16 protein-coding genes are annotated in these 18,322 nt (G+C 66.8%); 7 read left to right on the forward strand and 9 right to left on the reverse strand.

Features of this window, described 5'->3' with window-relative positions; all coding sequences use genetic code 11:
• Nucleotides 1-37 precede the first annotated feature (37 nt).
• Nucleotides 38-2,284 (reverse strand): DUF6049 family protein, encoded by a 2,247-nt coding sequence (locus ADL29_RS07055; protein ID WP_053922865.1) that lies wholly within the window; start codon nucleotides 2,282-2,284, stop codon nucleotides 38-40.
• A gap of 245 nt (nucleotides 2,285-2,529) precedes the next feature.
• Here ADL29_RS07055 and ADL29_RS07060 point away from each other — a divergent pair, with 245 nt between their 5' ends.
• Entirely contained in the window at nucleotides 2,530-4,005 is a 1,476-nt protein-coding gene (locus ADL29_RS07060) for a CCA tRNA nucleotidyltransferase (protein WP_053922866.1), read from the forward strand.
• 111 nt (nucleotides 4,006-4,116) lie between these two features.
• On the opposite strand, the gene ADL29_RS43990 is transcribed toward ADL29_RS07060, so the two are convergent.
• The 4 genes from ADL29_RS43990 to ADL29_RS07080 form a co-directional block, all read right to left on the reverse strand.
• A complete protein-coding gene (locus ADL29_RS43990) occupies nucleotides 4,117-4,659 on the reverse strand; it encodes an LppU/SCO3897 family protein (protein WP_063788404.1) in 543 nt (180 codons plus the stop codon).
• A 111-nt stretch (nucleotides 4,660-4,770) separates the two neighbouring features.
• Complete coding sequence (locus tag ADL29_RS07070) at nucleotides 4,771-6,030, reverse strand: MFS transporter (protein WP_053922867.1); 1,260 nt, start codon at nucleotides 6,028-6,030, stop codon at nucleotides 4,771-4,773.
• Between the two features lie 77 nt (nucleotides 6,031-6,107).
• Nucleotides 6,108-7,190, reverse strand: coding sequence for an inositol-3-phosphate synthase (locus ADL29_RS07075; protein ID WP_053922868.1), 1,083 nt, complete (start codon nucleotides 7,188-7,190; stop codon nucleotides 6,108-6,110).
• Nucleotides 7,191-7,237: 47 nt separating this feature from the next.
• On the reverse strand, nucleotides 7,238-7,912 hold the full coding sequence (locus ADL29_RS07080; protein ID WP_053922869.1) for a PadR family transcriptional regulator: 675 nt from the start codon (nucleotides 7,910-7,912) through the stop codon (nucleotides 7,238-7,240).
• A gap of 361 nt (nucleotides 7,913-8,273) precedes the next feature.
• On the opposite strand from ADL29_RS07080, the gene ADL29_RS07085 reads away from it, so the two are divergent.
• Nucleotides 8,274-10,934: a transglycosylase domain-containing protein gene (locus tag ADL29_RS07085; RefSeq protein WP_211274261.1), complete on the forward strand. Its 2,661-nt coding sequence runs from the start codon at nucleotides 8,274-8,276 to the stop codon at nucleotides 10,932-10,934.
• A gap of 140 nt (nucleotides 10,935-11,074) precedes the next feature.
• Complete coding sequence (locus ADL29_RS07090) at nucleotides 11,075-12,565, forward strand: glycosyltransferase family 87 protein (protein WP_053922871.1); 1,491 nt, start codon at nucleotides 11,075-11,077, stop codon at nucleotides 12,563-12,565.
• Between the two features lie 82 nt (nucleotides 12,566-12,647).
• On the opposite strand, the gene ADL29_RS07095 is transcribed toward ADL29_RS07090, so the two are convergent.
• The 3 genes from ADL29_RS07095 to ADL29_RS07105 form a co-directional block, all read right to left on the reverse strand.
• Nucleotides 12,648-13,679, reverse strand: coding sequence for an alanine racemase (locus ADL29_RS07095; protein WP_053922872.1), 1,032 nt, complete (start codon nucleotides 13,677-13,679; stop codon nucleotides 12,648-12,650).
• A 78-nt stretch (nucleotides 13,680-13,757) separates the two neighbouring features.
• Nucleotides 13,758-14,879 carry a lipid II:glycine glycyltransferase FemX gene (locus ADL29_RS07100; protein ID WP_053922873.1) on the reverse strand — a complete coding sequence of 374 codons (1,122 nt, stop codon included), beginning with the start codon at nucleotides 14,877-14,879 and terminating at the stop codon, nucleotides 13,758-13,760.
• Between the two features lie 129 nt (nucleotides 14,880-15,008).
• Nucleotides 15,009-15,326 carry a hypothetical protein gene (locus ADL29_RS07105; protein ID WP_053922874.1) on the reverse strand — a complete coding sequence of 106 codons (318 nt, stop codon included), beginning with the start codon at nucleotides 15,324-15,326 and terminating at the stop codon, nucleotides 15,009-15,011.
• Between the two features lie 230 nt (nucleotides 15,327-15,556).
• Here ADL29_RS07105 and rpsF point away from each other — a divergent pair, with 230 nt between their 5' ends.
• The 4 genes from rpsF to rplI all read left to right on the forward strand — a co-directional run bounded on the left by rpsF (nucleotide 15,557) and on the right by rplI (nucleotide 17,334).
• Nucleotides 15,557-15,847, forward strand: a complete 291-nt coding sequence (gene rpsF / locus ADL29_RS07110; RefSeq protein WP_003978891.1) for a 30S ribosomal protein S6 — start codon at nucleotides 15,557-15,559, stop codon at nucleotides 15,845-15,847.
• A gap of 82 nt (nucleotides 15,848-15,929) precedes the next feature.
• Nucleotides 15,930-16,520 (forward strand): single-stranded DNA-binding protein, encoded by a 591-nt coding sequence (locus tag ADL29_RS07115; RefSeq protein WP_046927049.1) that lies wholly within the window; start codon nucleotides 15,930-15,932, stop codon nucleotides 16,518-16,520.
• A gap of 112 nt (nucleotides 16,521-16,632) precedes the next feature.
• Complete coding sequence (rpsR, locus tag ADL29_RS07120; protein WP_003978893.1) at nucleotides 16,633-16,869, forward strand: 30S ribosomal protein S18; 237 nt, start codon at nucleotides 16,633-16,635, stop codon at nucleotides 16,867-16,869.
• An 18-nt stretch (nucleotides 16,870-16,887) separates the two neighbouring features.
• Nucleotides 16,888-17,334: a 50S ribosomal protein L9 gene (gene rplI / locus ADL29_RS07125; RefSeq protein ID WP_046927048.1), complete on the forward strand. Its 447-nt coding sequence runs from the start codon at nucleotides 16,888-16,890 to the stop codon at nucleotides 17,332-17,334.
• An 88-nt stretch (nucleotides 17,335-17,422) separates the two neighbouring features.
• Here rplI and ADL29_RS07130 read toward each other — a convergent pair whose 3' ends face one another.
• On the reverse strand, nucleotides 17,423-18,289 hold the full coding sequence (locus ADL29_RS07130) for a trypsin-like serine peptidase (RefSeq protein ID WP_046927047.1): 867 nt from the start codon (nucleotides 18,287-18,289) through the stop codon (nucleotides 17,423-17,425).
• Nucleotides 18,290-18,322: the final 33 nt, after the last annotated feature.

Here is an 18,322-nt window from a genome sequence, read left to right on the forward strand (position 1 = left end):
ATCTCATCCGTTGCGGGCCATCCGGCCCCGCTGCCTATCAACGGTCCACTTTCTCACCTGAGCCGGACCGGTCGGTGTTTTCCGAACCGGTGTCCGGCGCGGGGTCACTCGGCTGCTCGGGCTCGTCGCCGTCCGTGCCGCCGTTGTCGCCGTTCGTGCCGTCTTCGCCGTCCGGGCCTTCGCCGTCGGATCCGCCCTCGGCGGGGGCCGAGGCCATCCGCTTGCGCTGGAGGTAGATCCGCACGCCCGCAAGGACCAGGAGCAGCACACCGCCGGCGATGACGAGCATCACGGTCGCGGTGATCTCGGTGACGTTCACCTGGAACCTCATCGGCTCACCGTAGGGCCGTCCGTCCGCTGTGTAGAGCTGGGCGGTCACCCAGGCGCGGCCGTTGGCGTTCGCCGTGGTGTCGAACTTGAACGACTGGCTGTGCCCGCCGTCCACCTTGATCTCCTGCGGCTTCCCGACGTCCAGGCGGTTGGGCTGGGACGAGGTGAGCTTCAGCGTCATGCCCTCGACGCCCTGGACCAGGTTGTTCTGCACCGTCACCGGAATCGTCGCGCTGCGCCCGGAGAGTGTCGCATCCGACTTCTGGATCAGGTGCACCTTCTTGGTGAGGCCGTCGAGATAGCCGCGCACGGAGTTGCGGAAGGCACCGGCACCCGTGGGGTTGCCCCGCCACTCGGTCGACATCTCACGCATTATGGCCGTGCCGAACGGCGTCACCACACGCTCCGGCTGGGCCAGGATCACCTGGTAGTCGTCGAGTGCGGACTGGGTCTCCTGGATCTTGCGGAAGGCGCCGGCGGGGAGTTCTTCCCTGCGCAGCGAGCCCGGGTAGGCGGCGTCACTCGGAACGCGGCGGGTGGCCGCGGGGTCGGGCTTGGCGACGGTCGCGTCGCTGAGGTCCAGCGGCTCGGTCCAGCGCCCTTCCTCCAGGGCCCGCAGGGCGGTGGCCATCGCATGGGCCTGGGCGGCCGACGGCATGCGCTGCGGTGTCACGACGATGCTGCGCTGCCGGTCCGGGGCCTGGAGGTTGATCATCTGGGTCTGGGCGAGGAATTGCTGGACCGCGCGGGAGGCGTTGTCCGCCTTCGACATATCGCCCTCGAACGCCCGCGAGAGCCGTGCGTCCGCGACGATGGCGGTGTTGCCGCCGCCAATGGGCCGGGCCGCTGTCGGCGTGTAGGGCAGTCCGCCGGTCTCACGCAGGCTGTCGCTGCGGGTGATGACGTTGTGCGCGCCGGCCGAGGTGGCGACATCGACGATGGAGGAGTCGATGGCACCGTCGACGGGCCATGCGAAGTCCGTACGCGGTGTGACGCCCAGCACCGTGTCGACGGTCGTGGCGGCGAGGTCAGTGGCCGGACCGAGGTGACTGAGTGCGCTGGGCACGCTCTTGCCGTGGTGGGCGAGGGAGGCGAGGTCAGGGTCGGCGAACGGCAGGGCGATGACCTCGTGGGTCTTCACCGCCTTCTCGAGGTCGTTCAGCCACTGCTTGGCGACGGCCTGGTTCTTGCCCACTGGGCCGTCCGGACCGTCGACCTTGTACGTCCTCGTCATGGCATCGACGCTGGCCAGCAGATCGGGATCGATGACAAAGGTCACCGGCAGGTTCTTGGAGAGCGCCACCATCTGCTGCAGTCGGCCGCCGGGCGCGATCTCCGCGGCGAGGTCATCGTTGCGGAAGACCGGGGTCTGTGCGGCATCGGTCTCGGCGGTGAGATGCGTCGAGGAGATCAGCGGCCACAGGTAGGTGAGCTGCGTCTTCTTGCCGGCGTTCCCGTCCTGCCAGGGCAGGAGGGTCCGGTCGATGCCGAGTACGCGCTCGACCGGCGCGGCCTGGGTGCGCCCTGACAGGGAGATACCGAGCTGATACACCCCGTCGTCGCCGAGATCGAGGTCCTTCACCGGCACACTGAGGGAGAAGGAGCGGCGGGCGCCGGGATCCAGCTTGTCGATCTTCTCCTTGTGCCCCTTGACCTCCGGTCCGTCCACGCCGGGCACGTAGCCGGTGCGCTGGGCTGCGGTGTCGATGGAGCTACGGCCGCTGAGAGATGAGCCACGGTGCATTCCGACATGGGCGTCGGTGATCACGCTGCTGCCTTCGTTGCTCAGCGTGCCCGAGATCGTGACCGAATCCGCCTTCGTGGGAGCGGACGGCGTCATCGACTCGATGGTGACGTCGACGGTGCGAGAGCCCGTCGGGGCGGCCTGCGCGGAGGACGACTGCGGGACCAGGAGCAGGCCTGCGAGCAGGGGTGTTCCGGTGAACAGTGCCACGGTCCTGCGCAGCCATCGGCCGCGCGGCCGTTCAGTCCCCTGGAACCCTGCCGCCTCGGCCACGCGCTCGCCCGTCCCTCGTCGTCGTCAGTGGTCGTCGGAATGTGCGTCCACGAATGGTAACGAGGCCCGCAGCGTCGTAGTGCCGGGGACTGCTCCACATGATCGCCGGTACAACGGCCGGATATCGCGTCCCCTTATTAAGGTGACGCTTCCTCCAGCGCAGCCACGTACCCTGTTCTGTTGTGCCGAACGCCAACAATGACCTCCCCGCCCCGCCGGCCGAGCGGACGCCGCAGTCGACGAACGCGCTGAACCATGTCCAGCGCCGTGCCGTGAGCGAACTGCTGCGGGTGTCCCCCGTCGCGGATGACCTGGCCCGCCGATTCCAGGAGGCCGGGTTCACCCTCGCCCTGGTCGGCGGTTCAGTACGGGATGCGCTGCTCGGCCGGCTCGGCAACGATCTGGACTTCACCACCGATGCCCGCCCCGAGGACGTCCTGAAGATCGTCCGGCCGTGGGCGGACGCGGTATGGGAGGTCGGCATCGCCTTCGGCACGGTGGGCTGCAAGAAGAGCTCGTTCGACATCGAGATCACCACCTACCGCTCCGAGGCCTACGACCGCACCTCGCGCAAGCCCGAGGTGTCCTACGGCGAGTCCATCGAGCAGGATCTGGTCCGTCGGGACTTCACGGTGAACGCCATGGCGGTGCTGCTGCCGCAGAAGGAGTTCGTCGACCCGCACGGCGGGCTGGAGGACCTGGCTGCGCGGGTGCTGCGGACGCCGGGGACCCCGGAGGAGTCGTTCTCCGACGATCCGCTGCGCATGATGCGCGCGGCGCGCTTCGCGGCCCAGCTGGACTTCGAGGTCGCCCCCGAGGTGGTCGCCGCGATGAAGGCCATGTCGGAGCGGATCGAGATCGTCTCCGCGGAGCGGGTACGGGATGAGCTCAACAAGCTGATCCTGGGCGCGTACCCCCGCAAGGGACTGCGGCTGCTCGTCGATTCCGGGCTGGCGGACCGGGTGCTGCCCGAGCTTCCCGCGCTGCAGCTGGAGAGTGACGAGCATCACCGTCACAAGGATGTCTACGAGCACTCGCTGACCGTCCTCGAGCAGGCCATCGACCTCGAAGAGGACGGGCCCGATCTCGTGCTGCGCCTGGCAGCCCTGCTGCATGACATCGGCAAGCCCAAGACGCGGCGTTTCGAGTCGGACGGCAGGGTCTCCTTCCACCACCACGAGGTGGTGGGCGCCAAGATGACCAAGAAGCGGATGACCGCGCTCAAGTACTCGAACGACATGGTCAAGGACGTCTCGCGGCTGGTGGAGCTGCACCTGCGCTTCCACGGGTACGGGACGGGCGAATGGACGGACTCGGCGGTCCGCCGCTACGTAAGGGACGGCGGCCCGCTGCTGAACCGGCTGCACAAACTGACGCGCTCGGACTGCACCACCCGTAACAAGCGCAAGGCCAATGCCCTGTCGCGCGCGTACGACGGACTGGAGGAGCGCATTGCGCGGCTCCAGGAGCAGGAAGAGCTGGATGCGATCCGTCCGGACCTGGACGGGAACGACATCATGCAGATCCTGGGGATCGGTCCGGGGCCGGAGGTCGGCAAGGCCTACAAGCAGATGCTGGAGCTGAGGCTGGAGCGCGGTCCTCTGGAGCGTGAAGCGGCGATTGCCGCGCTGAAGGAGTGGTGGGCCGCGCAGGGCTGAAGGTTTCACGTGAAACATGCGGTCGATGAGTCGCGGTGTTTCACGTGAAACACGGGGCGGTGTTTCACGTGAAACACCGCCCCGATTGATGTGTGAAGTGCCCGCTGGGCTCTACTTCTCGCTCGTAAGGCAGAGCACAAACTTCGTGTCGGAACCCCTACGGCGGTGCTGGCTCTCCGCGTAGGCCGTGGTGCCGACGGGGCAGACGGACATATCGGTGGTGTCCGAGTGCACCTCCTTCACCTTGAACTTGGCCTCTGCGGTGCCGCAATCCACCACCTCAAGGTCGGGGTTGATCGTGCTGCCGTTGTTCTTCATGCAGTCGCCGACCTCGGCGGTGTCGGCATCGTTCCAACTGCTCACCCAGCCCACAGCGAGAACGATCAAGACGACGACAACGCCAATCGCCTTCAGGATCGCCTTGGGAGACCGGCGGGGACGTGCATACTGCGGCGGTACGGGAGCTCCGCCCTGCATGTAAGGCTGCTGCGGCGTGGGATAACCCGGCTGCGGCTGCTGCCCGTACGGAGCCTGCGGCTGCTGAGGGTAGGCGTAGCCGCCCTGGGGCTGGCCGTAGGGGGCCTGGGGCGCTTGCGGTGCCTGCGGATAAGGATTCTGGCCGTACGGATTCTGGCCCTGAGGCGGCGTGCTCATGGGATTCCCCCGATATTGATGTGTACAGGCTCGTGTAGGACGCCCGTAAGGTATCCGGTCCGGGCGCCTCGCTGCAGGGGCTGGGTCGCCATGAGGCGAGGGGGAGGGTGCCTAATGGTGGCCAAAGCGGATCATTGCCGCGGACACCATCGCGTAGAGCACGGTCACCACGCCGAGCAGGGTGGTTGACCTTCCGTCCGGCGGCAGCATGAGAGCCGCGACCGCGGCCGCTCCAACGAACGCGACGTTGAACAGAACGTCATAGATGGCGAAGATGCGGCCTCGGAAGGCATCGTCGACCGACGACTGGACGACTGTGTCTGTGGAGATTTTGGTCCCTTGTGTGCCGAGGCCGAGCACAAACGCTGCGGCAAGCATCGGCCCCGGCATGAAGAACAGGCCGAGAGCCGGCACCAATACCGCGCCCAACCCGGCGCAGCAGGCGATCCAGCCGAAGGGGCCGAGTCGCCCGACTGCCCAGGGCGTGATGAGCGCGGCCGCGAAGAAGCCGGCTCCGGACACCACCACGGTGATGCCGAGCAGGGCCAGGCCGTCGGATGTGGTGTCGGCCCATGAGTAGCGGCACAGCATCAGCACCATGACCAACAGAGCCCCGTAGCAGAAGCGGATCACCGTCATTGCCGACAGGGCGCGGACGGGGGTGCGCCGCTGCCTGAGGTGACGCAGGCCGTCGACCAGCCCTCGTGCCGTGCTCAACAGGGCTTCCTGCAGATGAGGTTGGAGCCGGGAAGGGTCCGGTCCGAGGAGTTCCGGTGCCATGCGCAGGGCGGTGAGGGACGAACAGAGGTAGAGGGCCGAGGCAAGCAGTATGACGAAGGCGTCGACATGCGGGCCGGCCAGTCGGACGGCGAATGCCAGCCCGCCACCGGCCGTCGCGGCGAGCGTTCCGGCCGTGGGTGCAAGGGAGTTGGCCATCACCAACTGCTGTTCGTTGTCGACCACGCGGGGCAGCGCGGCCGAAATGCCGGCCAGGACAAAGCGATTCACGGCTGTCACGGAGAGGGCCGAGGCATAGAAGAGCCAGTCAGGGACATGGAGCACGATCAATGCGGCCGTCGCGGCGGCCAGCAGGGTGCGCAGCAGATTTCCGTACAGCAGGACCTGGCGACGGCGCCAGCGGTCGAGCAGCACTCCGGTGAACGGACCGAGGAGGGAGTAGGGCAGCAGCAGGACGGCCATGGCGGAGGCGATGGCCGCGGGCGAGGTCTGTTTCTCGGGGGAGAAGACGACGTATGTGGCGAGCGCGACCTGGAAGACACCGTCGGCTGCCTGGGACAGGAGCCGCACGGCAAGGAGAGAACGGAAGTCGCGTAGCCGGAGTAATACGCGGAGATCGCGCACTGCATGCATGGCGCACAGCCTCACACAGCCCGCAGGCCCCCGGGTGGAATTCCCGGGGGCCTGCGAAGGAGGGTGTGGCGAACGTCTTAGCGCTCGACCTCGCCCTGGATGAACTTCTCGACGTTCTCCCGCGCCTCGTCGTCGAAGTACTGCACCGGCGGCGACTTCATGAAGTACGAGGACGCGGAGAGGATCGGGCCGCCGATGCCCCGGTCCTTGGCGATCTTCGCGGCGCGCAGGGCGTCGATGATGACACCCGCGGAGTTCGGGGAGTCCCAGACCTCGAGCTTGTACTCCAGGTTCAGCGGAACGTCACCGAAGGCACGGCCCTCGAGGCGGACGTAGGCCCACTTGCGGTCGTCCAGCCAGGCCACGTAGTCGGACGGACCGATGTGGACGTTGTCCTCGCCCATCTCGCGGTCCCTGATCTGGGAGGTGACGGCCTGTGTCTTGGAGATCTTCTTGGACTCCAGGCGCTCGCGCTCGAGCATGTTCTTGAAGTCCATGTTGCCGCCGACGTTCAGCTGCATCGTGCGGTCCAGGATGACGCCCCGGTCCTCGAAGAGCTTGGCCATCACGCGGTGCGTGATGGTGGCGCCGACCTGCGACTTGATGTCGTCACCGACGATCGGGACACCGGCCTCGGTGAACTTGTCCGCCCACTCCTTGGTGCCGGCGATGAAGACCGGGAGGGCGTTGACGAAGGCGACCTTGGCGTCGATGGCGCACTGGGCGTAGTACTTCGCGGCGTCCTCGGAGCCGACAGGGAGGTAGCAGACCAGAACGTCGACCTGCTTGTCCTTGAGGACCTGGACGATGTCGACCGGGGCCTCGGCGGACTCCTCGATGGTCTGGCGGTAGTACTTGCCCAGACCGTCGAGGGTGTGACCGCGCTGGACCGTCACGCCGGCGCGCGGCACATCGCAGATCTTGATGGTGTTGTTCTCGCTGGCGCCGATGGCGTCCGAGAGGTCGAGGCCGACCTTCTTGGCGTCGACGTCGAAGGCGGCCACGAACTCGATGTCACGCACGTGGTAGTCACCGAACTGCACGTGCATGAGGCCAGGCACGCGGCTCTCCGGGTCGGCGTCCTTGTAGTACTCGACGCCCTGTACCAGCGAGGCGGCGCAGTTGCCCACGCCGACGATGGCTACGCGAACCGAACCCATTCCGGTTGCTCCCTGTGTTCTCGATGAGGACCTGGCACCGCAGGTCCTCATGTGGTGGTGTCATCGGACGGATCCGGCCGGGAACCACCCCGGTGCCGGGGCAGGCCGTCCGCATCTTCTGACTTCTTGTCCTGCTCTACGGGATCCGGTGCGCGCTGATCGCGCCCGGTGCGCTCACTCTCGATGAGCTCGTTCAACCAACGGACTTCACGCTCCACGGACTCCATTCCGTGACGCTGCAGTTCGAGGGTGTAGTCGTCCAGCCGCTCGCGGGTCCTGGCAAGGGAAGTGCGCATCTTCTCGAGGCGCTCCTCCAGCCGGCTGCGGCGGCCTTCCAGCACGCGCATCCGAACGTCCCGTGATGTCTGACCGAAGAATGCGAAGCGGACGCCGAAGTGCTCGTCCTCCCACGCATCCGGTCCGGAGTGGGCGAGCAGCTCTTCGAAGTGCTCTTTGCCCGCTGCGGTCAATCGGTAGACGATCTTCGCTCGGCGCCCCGTCAGTGCCGTTGCGGGCGTGCCGTCGGGGGCATCGCCCGACTCCTCGATGAGCCAGCCGCTCGCGACCAGCGCTTTGAGGCAGGGGTAGAGGGTGCCATAGCTGAACGCACGGAAGACCCCGAGCGAGGTGTTGAGCCGTTTTCGCAGCTCATAGCCGTGCATCGGAGACTCGCGAAGCAGACCGAGGACGGCGAACTCGAGGATGCCGGATCGTCTGCTCATCCTCCGCCTCCTTGGCCTGGCGCGTTCTTTATCTCGTGCTGATGTATCGACTCGATACATCCAGACGATAGAACGGTGCCCCGAACGGAACAAGGGTGGGCACGGTGAACGGCGTCACATCATCAATTCGCACCACGCCGGCTGACTGATTTGGAGTGAATTTCAACACTGGGCAGGTTTTGGCGGTGCGTAGTCTGTGCGGCATGCAGACTGCCGGGAACCGCGGGCCGATATCTGACGTCCCCGTCCTCGGTGTAGTGCGGCCCACACCCGGGGAGCGGGCCGTGCATCGGGGGGACCTGAAGTCAATTGCCGCCTTCAGGCGACGAGAAAGCGCGCCTGCCCGAGGAGTAATCGTTCCATGAGCGAGCACCGTCGCAAACCGCCACAGCCGCAGGGTGGCGGACGGGCTGCGGCCCGACGTGCCGCGCAGCAGTCGACAGGGCGCCGTGCCGCGCCCTCACGTGGGTCTGCTGCCAGTCCTCCGCCCACCTCTGATCCGCATGGTCAGGAACAGTCGTACGGTGGGCGCGCCGAGGCTCGCCGGGCCGCACAGCGAGGAGGGCGTCGGCGGGCACCTGATCCCGCGGCGGCCGCCGGTGGTGGCGCCGGTGGCCGTGGCGGTGGAGGCCGCCGTGGTGGAGGTGGCGGAAACGGCCCCGAAGGGGGCCGAGGGCGCGGGCGCGGCGGCGGGCCGCCCGCCAAGAAGCGCTTCATTGATTATCCGCGTGCCAACCGCAGCGGCTGGCGCCGCTTTGTGCCGTCCTGGAAGCAGGTCGCCAGTCTGTGCGTCGGTTTCGCCGGTCTGGTCGTCGGAGCAGCCGGTGTGGCGCTGGCCGTGGTGACGGTCCCCAATGAAAATGACGCCGCCCGGGCGCAGAACAACGTCTATCTCTGGTCCGATGGCTCGGTCATGGCTCGCGACGGTGAGACGAACCGACAGAACGTCACGATAGACGAAATTCCCTATTCCATGCGTTATGCGGCGATCTCGGCGGAGAACGCCTCGTTCTACCAGGACTCGGGCGTCGACCCCATGGGAATCGCCCGCGCCCTGTTCAACATGGCCAGGGGCGGCGAGACCCAGGGCGGGTCAACCATCACCCAGCAGTACGTCAAGAACGCGATGCTCAACCAGGACCAGACTCTCGATCGCAAGTTCAAAGAGCTGTTCATCTCGATCAAAGTCGGCTGGCAGGTGGACAAGGACAAGATCCTCCAGGGATACCTGAACACCAGCTACTACGGGCGCGGTGCCTACGGAATCCAGGCAGCCGCCCAGGCGTACTACGGCAAGAATGCCAAGGAACTCAAGCCGGACGAGAGTGCGCTCCTGGCGACCGTGCTCAAGGGCGCCAATCTGTACGACCCGGCGGGCGGCACCGGCCCACAGGCCACCAAGGCGGAGAACACCAAGCGCGCCAAGGCGCGGTGGGCCTGGATCCTCGACCGGGAGGTCGCCAACCACCGCATGTCGAAGGCGGGCCGGGCCAAGTACCCGATGAGCAAGTTCCCCACGCCGGATCAGCCCAAGCCGGTGGCCAGCAAGAGCGGCCAGATCGGCTACTTGATGGACACCGCGAAGAAATACGTGCTGAAGCATGCGCAGGGCATGAACGAGCGGCAGTTCGACCAGGGCGGCTACACGATCCGTACGACCTTCGACAGGAAGAAGACCGAAGAGCTCACGGCTGCGGTGAAGAAGGTCAACAAGCGGTACATCGACCCGAAGAAGCGCGCCAAGGACCGATACGTCCAGTTCGGTGGCGCCTCCGTGGTACCGGGAGACGGAAAGATCGTCGCGCTCTATGGCGGCGAGGGCTACGACAAGGGTCACTTCAGCAACAACGCCGACACCTTTGGCGTGCCGGTCGGCTCGACGTGGAAGCCGTTCGTGCTCGCAGCAGCGATGAAGTACGGCACCAGCGAAAGCAACCAGCAGGGGATCTCGCAGGAGAGCCATTACAACGGCAATGACCATCTCAAGGTGAAGAAGGCGGATGGCACCTATGTCCTGAAGCAGGACGGCTCGCCCTTCTATCAGGAGAACGAGAGTAGCCACCGCTGGGGCTATATCCCCCTGACCAAGGCGATGGAGCAGTCCGTCAACACCCCGTTCGTCCAGCTCGCCATGGATGTCGGAATGGACAAGGTCAAGGAAACGGCACACAAGGCGGGTATCTCGCCGGAAAGCTTCGACAAGAACCTCAACCCGTCCTTCGCCCTCGGCACCTCCACACCGAGCGCGATCCGGATGGCCGACGCCTATGCGACCTTCGCCAACTCGGGGACCAAGTACGAGCCGTACTCGGTGACCAAGCTGATGTACAAGGGCGAGGACCAGCCAGGCTTCGAGAAGCCGACGCCGGAGTCGGCGATCGACTCCGACATCGCCAACAACGTGACCAGCGTGCTGGAGAACGTGATCAAGAACGGTACGGCGAAGTTGGCCAGCCGGCTCGGGATGCCGGCTGCGGGCAAGACCGGCACCACCGATGAGAACAAGTCGGCATGGTTTGTCGGCTACACCAAGAAGCTTTCGACCGCCATCACGATGTTCCGCGAAGATGCGCAGAACCCGCGGCAGCTTTCCATGAACGGTGTCGGTGGCTTCGACTCGATCCACGGTGGTGCGCTGCCCACCGAGGTATGGACCGAGTACATGCTGCAGGCGATGAAGGGCGTTCCATCCGAGCCGTTCCCGACTCCCGTAAAGATCGGTGAGCGAGTGGACGAGCCGGGCATGCCCGCTCCGACACCGACCCCCACGCCGTCGCAGGAGCCCTCGGACTCCCCGTCCGAGACGCCCAGCGAGTCCGCTTCCCCGAGCGAATCGCCGAGCCCCAGCCCCAGCGACACCTGCTCCAAGTGGGACATCGGCTGCGGCGGCACCGGCGGTGGTAACGGTAACGGTGGCGGCACCGGCGGGGGTCCGGGCGGCAGTACCGGGGGCGATACGACTCCGACGCCTGATCCCACCGACGGTGGCGGTATCTTCGGCGGCCCCCACGGGGGCTCATAGCGCCAATGACCGCGCAGTGTTTCACGTGAAACATCCAGCAGGTTTCACGTGAAACATGCACCCACGAAGCCCCCGACCCGCGTTGACCGGGCCGGGGGCTTCGCCGTATTCGGCCGTGGACCGTACGGCAGGATGGGGCCATGACGAGCGTGCGAAAGGACGAGCCGGTACGGCCGACGAAGCGGGATGAGGTGGCGGCGGCCGGGAGCGAGCTGATCGGAGGGCCGATCGGCCGGCGCGCGCTGCTCAAAGGGAACTGGCTGACGCCGGTGCGAGTCGTCGCGCTGGTCGCCATCGGCCTGTTCGCGCTCGGCATGGTGCAGAAGCTGCCGTGCTACAACGGCGGGTGGTTCTTCGGGGCCACGACCCAGTACACCCACGCCTGTTACTCCGACATTCCGCATCTCTATGTGGGGCGGGGGTTCGCCGATGGGCTGATCCCGTATTTCCAGCGGCTGCCCGGCGATATGGAGTATCTCGAGTACCCCGTGCTGACGGGTCTCTTCATGGAGGTCGCCTCGTGGATGACACCGCACCCGGGGTCGATCCAGGAGCGCGTCCCCAGCGAGCAGATCTACTGGCTGGTCAACGCCGGAATGCTGATGGTGTGCGCCGCCGTCATGGCGGTCTGCGTGGCCCGTACCCACCGCCGCCGTCCCTGGGATGGTCTCCTTGTCGCCCTGGCACCGGCCTTCGCTCTCACCGCCACCATCAACTGGGACCTGCTGGCGGTCGCGCTGACCGCCGCGGGGATGCTGATGTGGTCGCGCAGCCGCCCGCTGACGGCCGGCGTCCTGATCGGCCTGGCGACGGCGGCGAAGCTGTATCCGGTGCTGTTGCTGGGGCCGCTGCTGGTGCTGTGCTGGCGTGCGGGGGCCTGGCGGGCATACGGCAGAGCCCTGACCGGCGCCGTGGTGGCCTGGCTGGTGGTGAACCTGCCGGTGATGATCCAGCACGATGCGACCGGATTCCACATCCGGGAGGGCTGGGCGAAGTTCTACACCTTCAGCCAGGAACGGCCGGTCGACTTCGGTTCGCTCTGGCTGCTGATCTCGCAGCGCACCGGGAACCCCCTGGAGGACGCCAACACCTACGCCACGCTGCTGATGATCGTCGGCTGCGGCATCATCGGACTGCTGACGCTCTATGCGCCGCGTCGGCCGCGCTTCGCACAGCTCGCGTTCCTCGTCGTGGCGCTGTTCATCCTCACCAACAAGGTCTACTCGCCGCAGTACGTCCTCTGGCTCATCCCGCTTGCCGCGCTGGCCCGTCCACGCTGGCGGGACTTCCTGATCTGGCAGGGCTGCGAGGTCATGTACTACCTGGGGATCTGGATGTATCTCGCCTACACGAGCAACGGCGACAAGCATCAGGGGCTGCCGCCCGAGGGCTATCAGCTCGCGATCGTGCTGCACCTCCTGGGCACGCTGTACCTGTGCGCCGTGGTCGTACGGGACATCCTGATGCCGGAGCGCGATGTGGTGCGCAGGGACGGGGACGATGACCCGTCGGGTGGTGTGCTCGACCGGGCGCCCGATGTGTTCGTGCTCGGGCAGGCCGCACACGAGCCACGGCACGCAGCACACTTCGAAGGGGTGCCGTCGGTGCGCTGGGGCGCCGTACGGAAGTGAGCCGAGCACGGCGGATACGCAGCGGGCCCGGTGCCGCAGACCTCCTCTGCGGCACCGGGCCCGTGGCGTTACGGAGGCCGGTTCAGCGGTCCACGAGGCGGTCGAACTGAGTGGTGGTGTGCCGCAGGTGGGCCACCAGCTCCTCGCCGACCTGCGGCTCGGGTGCATCGCCCGGCACGAACAGAATGGACACCTGCATGTGCGGCGGCTCGGCGAACCAGCGCTGCTTACCGGCCCATACATAGGGCGCCAGATTGCGGTTGACGGTCGCCAGGCCCGCTCGGGCCACGCCCTTGGCACGGGGCATCACACCGTGCAGCGCCTTGGGGGACTCCAGGCCGACGCCGTGCGAGGTACCGCCGGCCACCACGACCAAGTAGCCGTCGGAGGCCGCCTTCTGCTGGCGGTAACCGAAGCGCTCCCCCTTCGCGACGCGGGTCACATCGAGCACCGAGCCGCGGTACTCGGTGGCCTCGTGGTCGCCGAGCCACAGCAGCGTGCCGATCCGCGCACGGAAGCGGGTCTGCGGGAACTGCTGCTGGAGCCGGGCGAGCTCCTGGGCCTTGAGGTGGCTCACGAACATGGTGTGCAGCGGAAGCCGGGCGGCCCGCAGCTGGTCCATCCAGCCGATGACCTCCTCGACCGCGTCGGACCCGTCGGCGCGGTCCAGCGGCAGATGGATCGCGAACCCTTCGAGCCGCACGTCCTCGATGCTCGCGGCCAGCTTCGGCAGGTCCTCCGGCCTGACGCCGTGCCGCTTCATGCTGCTCATGACCTCGATGACCACGCGGGCGCCGACCAGGCCGCCCACACCCTCGACGGAGGAGACCGAGCGGATCGCCCGGTCCGGCAGCGGCACCGGCTCCTCGCCGTGCCGGAACGGGGTCAGGACCAGCAGATCGCCACTGAAGAAGTCCTTGATGCGGGCCGCTTCGTAGGTCGTGCCGACAGCGAGGATGTCGGAACCGAGGAGCGTCGCCTCCTCGGCCAGGCGCTCATGGCCGAAGCCGTATCCGTTGCCTTTGCAGACCGGGACCATCCCGGGGAACTGCTGGAGCACGCTCTGCTGGTGTGCCCGCCAGCGCGCGGTGTCGACGTAGAGGGTGAGCGCCATGGCCGGGCCCGGGACCTTTCTCGTAGCTGGGTGTCTCAGGGTACGAACGGTGCGGTGGAGCTGTCGGCGATGCGCAGGCTATCCGCGGAGCGACATCGCGATGTCGAACGCCTTCTGAAGGACCTTGCTGAGCGGGAAGTCCCACTCGCCGAGGTACTCCGCCGCCTGCCCGCCCGTGCCGACCTTGAACTGGATCAGGCCGAAGAGATGGTCGTTCTCGTCAAGGGAGTCGCTGATGCCGCGGAGGTCGTAGACCGTGGCGTCGAGCTTGTAGGCGTCTTGCAGCATCTGCCACTGCATGGCGTTCGAGGGCCGGACCTCCCGGCCGATGTTGTCGGAGGCGCCGTAGGAGTACCAGACGTGCCCGCCGACGATCAGCATGGTCGCGGCGGAGAGGTTCACGCCGTTGTGCCGCGCGAAGTACAGCCGCATGCGGTTGGGGTCCTCGGAGTTGAGGCTCTTCCACATACGCTGGAAGTAACCCAGCGGCCGCGGCGTGAACCGGTCGCGCTCCGCGGTGATCTCGTACAGCCGCTGCCATTCGGCCAGGTCGTCGTAGCCGCCCTGGACGACCTCGACACCGGCCTTCTCGGCCTTCTTGATGTTGCGGCGCCACAACTGGTTGAAGCCCTTGTGGACCTCTTCGAGGGAACGATTGGCCAGCGGCACCTGGAAGACATAACGGGGCTGTACGTCGGCGAATCCGGCACCGCCCTCCTCGCCCTGCTGCCAGCCCATACGGCGCAGCTGGTCGGCCACCTCGAAGGCGCGCGGCTCGATATGGGTCGCTTCGACCTCGCGCAGACGCTTGACGTCCTGGTTCTGGATGCCGGCCTTGATCGCCGCGGCGTCCCAGCGGCGGATGACCACCGGCGGGCCCATCTTCACGGTGAAGGCGCCCTGCTTCTTGAGATGCGCCAGCATCGGCTCCAGCCAGTCCTTCAGGTTCGGCGTGAACCAGTTGATGACCGGGCCCTCGGGCAGGTACGCGAGATAACGCTTGACCTTGGGAACCTGGCGGTAGAGGACCAGGCCGGCGCCGACCAGCTCGCCGCTCGCGTCGAACCAGCCAAGGTTCTCCGACCGCCATTCGGCCTTGACATCCGCCCAGGCAGGGACCTGCATGTGGCTCGCCGCGGGCAGGCTCTGGATGTATGCCAGATGCTGCTCTCGACTGATGGTCCTCAGGGTCAGGGTCATGCGGGGCGCTCCTCGGCAGGTGTGTCCCCATTGTCGGGGCTCCGGCTCTCGCGCCGAAGCCTACTGTGACCGGGGAGCGCCCTCACTGGGCCGTACGGGCACGGGCCCGATGCGTCCTGATCCGTTGCGCTAACCGATGACGCCGCCGAAGAGGCCGCCATGGGCCAGGCCGAGGTAGAAGCCGAAGGCCGCCGCCCCGAGCCCGATGATCAACAGGAAGCGTTCACCCGTCGTCGACGAGATGAACTGGCCCCAGAGTCCGGTGCCGATACCGACCAGGCCGACCCAGGAGCTGAGCAGGTGCAGCCCTGGGGAAAGGGTGGAGAAGGCGGCGATCGCCCCGAGGACGATCGTCACGATGGCGAGGGTGTTCTCGACGGGATGCGCCTCACCGTCGCTGTTGAGCAGCGAGATGAGGCTGCGCTGGGTCCTTACTGCCTGTGCCATGCGGCACCTCCGATGACAGGGCGGCGCACTGTAACGCCGCTCACACCCGTTGTGTTCCAGATTGAGGGGTGTCCCGCTCGGATTTCAACCGGAAGGCTTGAGGAAGGTACTCTGTACGGTCTGCGCCTATGTCTGTCCGGATACTCCGGCCGGGCTCGGTGCGGAACGCATCATGACCCTCCTGCCACGGAACGACCGTGGCCGCTGAGTCCAAAGGAGGTGGGTTCTACATGCGTCACTACGAGGTGATGGTCATCCTCGACCCCGATCTCGAGGAGCGCGCTGTCTCCCCGCTGATCGAGAACTTCCTCTCCGTCGTCCGTGAGGGCAACGGAAAGGTCGAGAAGGTCGACACCTGGGGCCGTCGTCGTCTCTCGTACGAGATCAACAAGAAGCCCGAGGGCATCTACTCGGTCATTGACCTGCAGGCCGAGCCTGCGGTTGTCAAGGAGCTCGACCGTCAGATGAACCTGAATGAGTCGGTCCTCCGGACCAAGGTCCTCCGTCCCGAGACCCACTGAGCGCGCAAGCGTCCAGCGGTAACCGGGTTCGAGTAGCAGCAACACCAGCAGCCAGCAGCACACCCGCCGAGAGGTTCCCCTAATGGCAGGCGAGACCGTCATCACGGTTGTCGGCAATCTTGTCGACGACCCCGAGCTGCGCTTCACCCCGTCCGGTGCGGCGGTCGCGAAGTTCCGCGTCGCGTCCACTCCCCGCACCTTCGACCGCCAGACCAATGAGTGGAAGGACGGCGAGAGCCTGTTCCTGACCTGCTCGGTGTGGCGTCAGGCGGCGGAGAACGTCGCCGAGTCCCTGACGCGGGGTACCCGCGTGGTCGTTCAGGGCCGCCTCAAGCAGCGGTCGTACGAGGACCGCGAGGGCGTGAAGCGCACGGTCTACGAGCTCGACGTCGAGGAAGTGGGCGCGAGCCTGAAGAACGCCACGGCCAAGATCACCAAGACCGGCGGTCGCGGTGGTCAGGGCGGCGGCTTCGGCGGCGGCCAGCAGGGCGGTGGCCAGGGTGGCGGCGGCTGGGGCGGCGGCCCCGGCGGTGGCCAGCAGGGCGGTGGCGGTGCTCCCGCCGACGACCCGTGGGCGACCGGTGCCCCTGCAGGCGGCGGCCAGCAGGGTGGCGGCGGCGGTGGCTGGGGCGGCGGCTCCGGCGGCGGCTACTCGGACGAGCCGCCCTTCTAGTCCGTAATCCGGTGCGTCCGGCGCGGTGTTTCACGTGAAACACCGCCGTGGAACGACCGGGGCGGCCTTGAGGGCGTCAGCACAAACTTCTTGAACTCACTGGAGAGAGACAATGGCGAAGCCGCCTGCTCGCAAGCCTAAGAAGAAGGTTTGCGTGTTCTGCAAGGAGAAGATCTCCTACGTCGACTACAAGGACACGAACCTGCTGCGGAAGTTCATCTCCGACCGCGGCAAGATCCGTGCCCGCCGAGTCACCGGCAACTGCACCCAGCACCAGCGTGACGTCGCCACGGCCGTGAAGAACAGCCGTGAGATGGCGCTGCTGCCCTACACGTCCACCGCGCGATAAGGGAAGGGTGACCGACACATGAAGATCATCCTCACCCACGAGGTCTCCGGCCTCGGCACCGCCGGCGACGTCGTTGACGTCAAGGACGGGTACGCCCGCAACTACCTGGTCCCGCGTGGTTTCGCGATCCGCTGGACCAAGGGTGGCGAGAAGGACGTCGAGCAGATCCGCCGCGGTCGCAAGATCCGCGAGATCGCCACGATCGAGCAGGCCAACGAGGTCAAGGGCCAGCTCGAGGGCGTCAGCGTGAAGCTGGCCGTTCGCGCCGGCGACGCGGGCCGTCTGTTCGGCTCCGTCACGCCGGCCGACGTCGCCTCGGCGATCAAGGCTGCCGGTGGTCCGGACGTCGACAAGCGCCGTGTCGAGCTCGGTTCGCCGATCAAGACCCTGGGCGCGCACCAGGTCTCCGTGCGTCTGCACGCCGAGGTCGTTGCGAAGCTCGGTGTCGAGGTCGTTGCCGCGTAATCGCAGCATCACAGCACCACGCTGAAGGGCCGTACCCCATCACCGGGGTACGGCCCTTCGTGGTGTCCGGGGCACCGCAGACCGGGGGTCAGTCCACGTCCTGGGCGTGCTTGTACAGCTCGGCGACGTCGTCGTCGAAGTACGCGGCATAGGAGACGTCGTCCTCGTCGCCCCCGCCCTCGTGGCCGCCCAGCACGCCGATGACCGTTCCGGTGTGGCTCTTGGGGTCGTAGTCGGCCAGCCAGGGGCTGCCGCTGGTGCCGCCCTCGAAGTCGGTGCACTGGATGCGCAACTGGGTGTCGCTGAACTTTGTGGTGCGGTTCTGGCAGGAGATCGGGGTGTTGCGGCTGGTGGGATAGCCGGTGATCTTGACCTCGTTGTCGTAGCCGCGGTCGATGCCGAGGGTGTTGCCGCCCAGGACATCCTGGATCTGCTTGCCGTCCTTCTTGTCGAGAAGGAGGAAGGCCATATCGAGATCCTCGTCCTGCGACTTGGCCCAGCGCTTGTCGATGACCACCTTCTTGACCTTCCACAGGCCGCTGGGCTCCTTGCCGTTGCGGTAGTCGGGGGCGAAGACGAGATCGTTCACGGTGGTCCCCGCCTCGGCGTCGAAGGCGCAGTGTGCCGCGGTGATCAGCATGTTCCGGCCGGGGCTCTGGACGACGCTTGCGGTGCAGAAGTGATCGCCGCGGTCGTCCTTCTCGAAGACCACGCCGACCCGGGCGTTCTGCTCCGTTCTGCGCGGGGTGTACGCATTGCCGTCATCGGCCGGGGCCGACGCGGCAGGATCCTGGTCCTGGGGGTCCTGGCCCGCCTCGCCGGACTTGCCGAAACTGCTGCGGCCGCCTGCGCTGAAGCGGGTATCGGCCTCCTCCGTGGCGTAGCCCACCACAGCGGCAGCCACGATGACGATGAACGTCAAGGGCAGAACGGAATTCCTGGCGAACGCGCGCACACGGTCATTATCGACAGCCACTCGCGGTTACGG

The sequence above is a fragment of the Streptomyces chattanoogensis genome (genome assembly GCF_001294335.1).
Classification (GTDB): Bacteria; Actinomycetota; Actinomycetes; order Streptomycetales; family Streptomycetaceae; genus Streptomyces; species Streptomyces chattanoogensis.

Bases quoted from the DNA above. Each gene is read 5' to 3' on its own strand.
- ADL29_RS07090 (WP_053922871.1), top strand. From the start codon at position 11,075: ATGACGAGCGTGCGAAAGGACGAGCCGGTACGGCCGACGAAGCGGGAT.
- ADL29_RS07095 (WP_053922872.1), bottom strand. From the start codon at position 13,679: ATGGCGCTCACCCTCTACGTCGACACCGCGCGCTGGCGGGCACACCAG.
- ADL29_RS07115 (WP_046927049.1), top strand. From the start codon at position 15,930: ATGGCAGGCGAGACCGTCATCACGGTTGTCGGCAATCTTGTCGACGAC.
- rplI (WP_046927048.1), top strand. From the start codon at position 16,888: ATGAAGATCATCCTCACCCACGAGGTCTCCGGCCTCGGCACCGCCGGC.
- ADL29_RS07105 (WP_053922874.1), bottom strand. From the start codon at position 15,326: ATGGCACAGGCAGTAAGGACCCAGCGCAGCCTCATCTCGCTGCTCAAC.
- rpsF (WP_003978891.1), top strand. From the start codon at position 15,557: ATGCGTCACTACGAGGTGATGGTCATCCTCGACCCCGATCTCGAGGAG.
- rpsR (WP_003978893.1), top strand. From the start codon at position 16,633: ATGGCGAAGCCGCCTGCTCGCAAGCCTAAGAAGAAGGTTTGCGTGTTC.
- ADL29_RS43990 (WP_063788404.1), bottom strand. From the start codon at position 4,659: ATGAGCACGCCGCCTCAGGGCCAGAATCCGTACGGCCAGAATCCTTAT.
- ADL29_RS07070 (WP_053922867.1), bottom strand. From the start codon at position 6,030: ATGCATGCAGTGCGCGATCTCCGCGTATTACTCCGGCTACGCGACTTC.
- ADL29_RS07085 (WP_211274261.1), top strand. From the start codon at position 8,274: ATGAGCGAGCACCGTCGCAAACCGCCACAGCCGCAGGGTGGCGGACGG.
- ADL29_RS07075 (WP_053922868.1), bottom strand. From the start codon at position 7,190: ATGGGTTCGGTTCGCGTAGCCATCGTCGGCGTGGGCAACTGCGCCGCC.
- ADL29_RS07100 (WP_053922873.1), bottom strand. From the start codon at position 14,879: ATGACCCTGACCCTGAGGACCATCAGTCGAGAGCAGCATCTGGCATAC.
- ADL29_RS07080 (WP_053922869.1), bottom strand. From the start codon at position 7,912: ATGAGCAGACGATCCGGCATCCTCGAGTTCGCCGTCCTCGGTCTGCTT.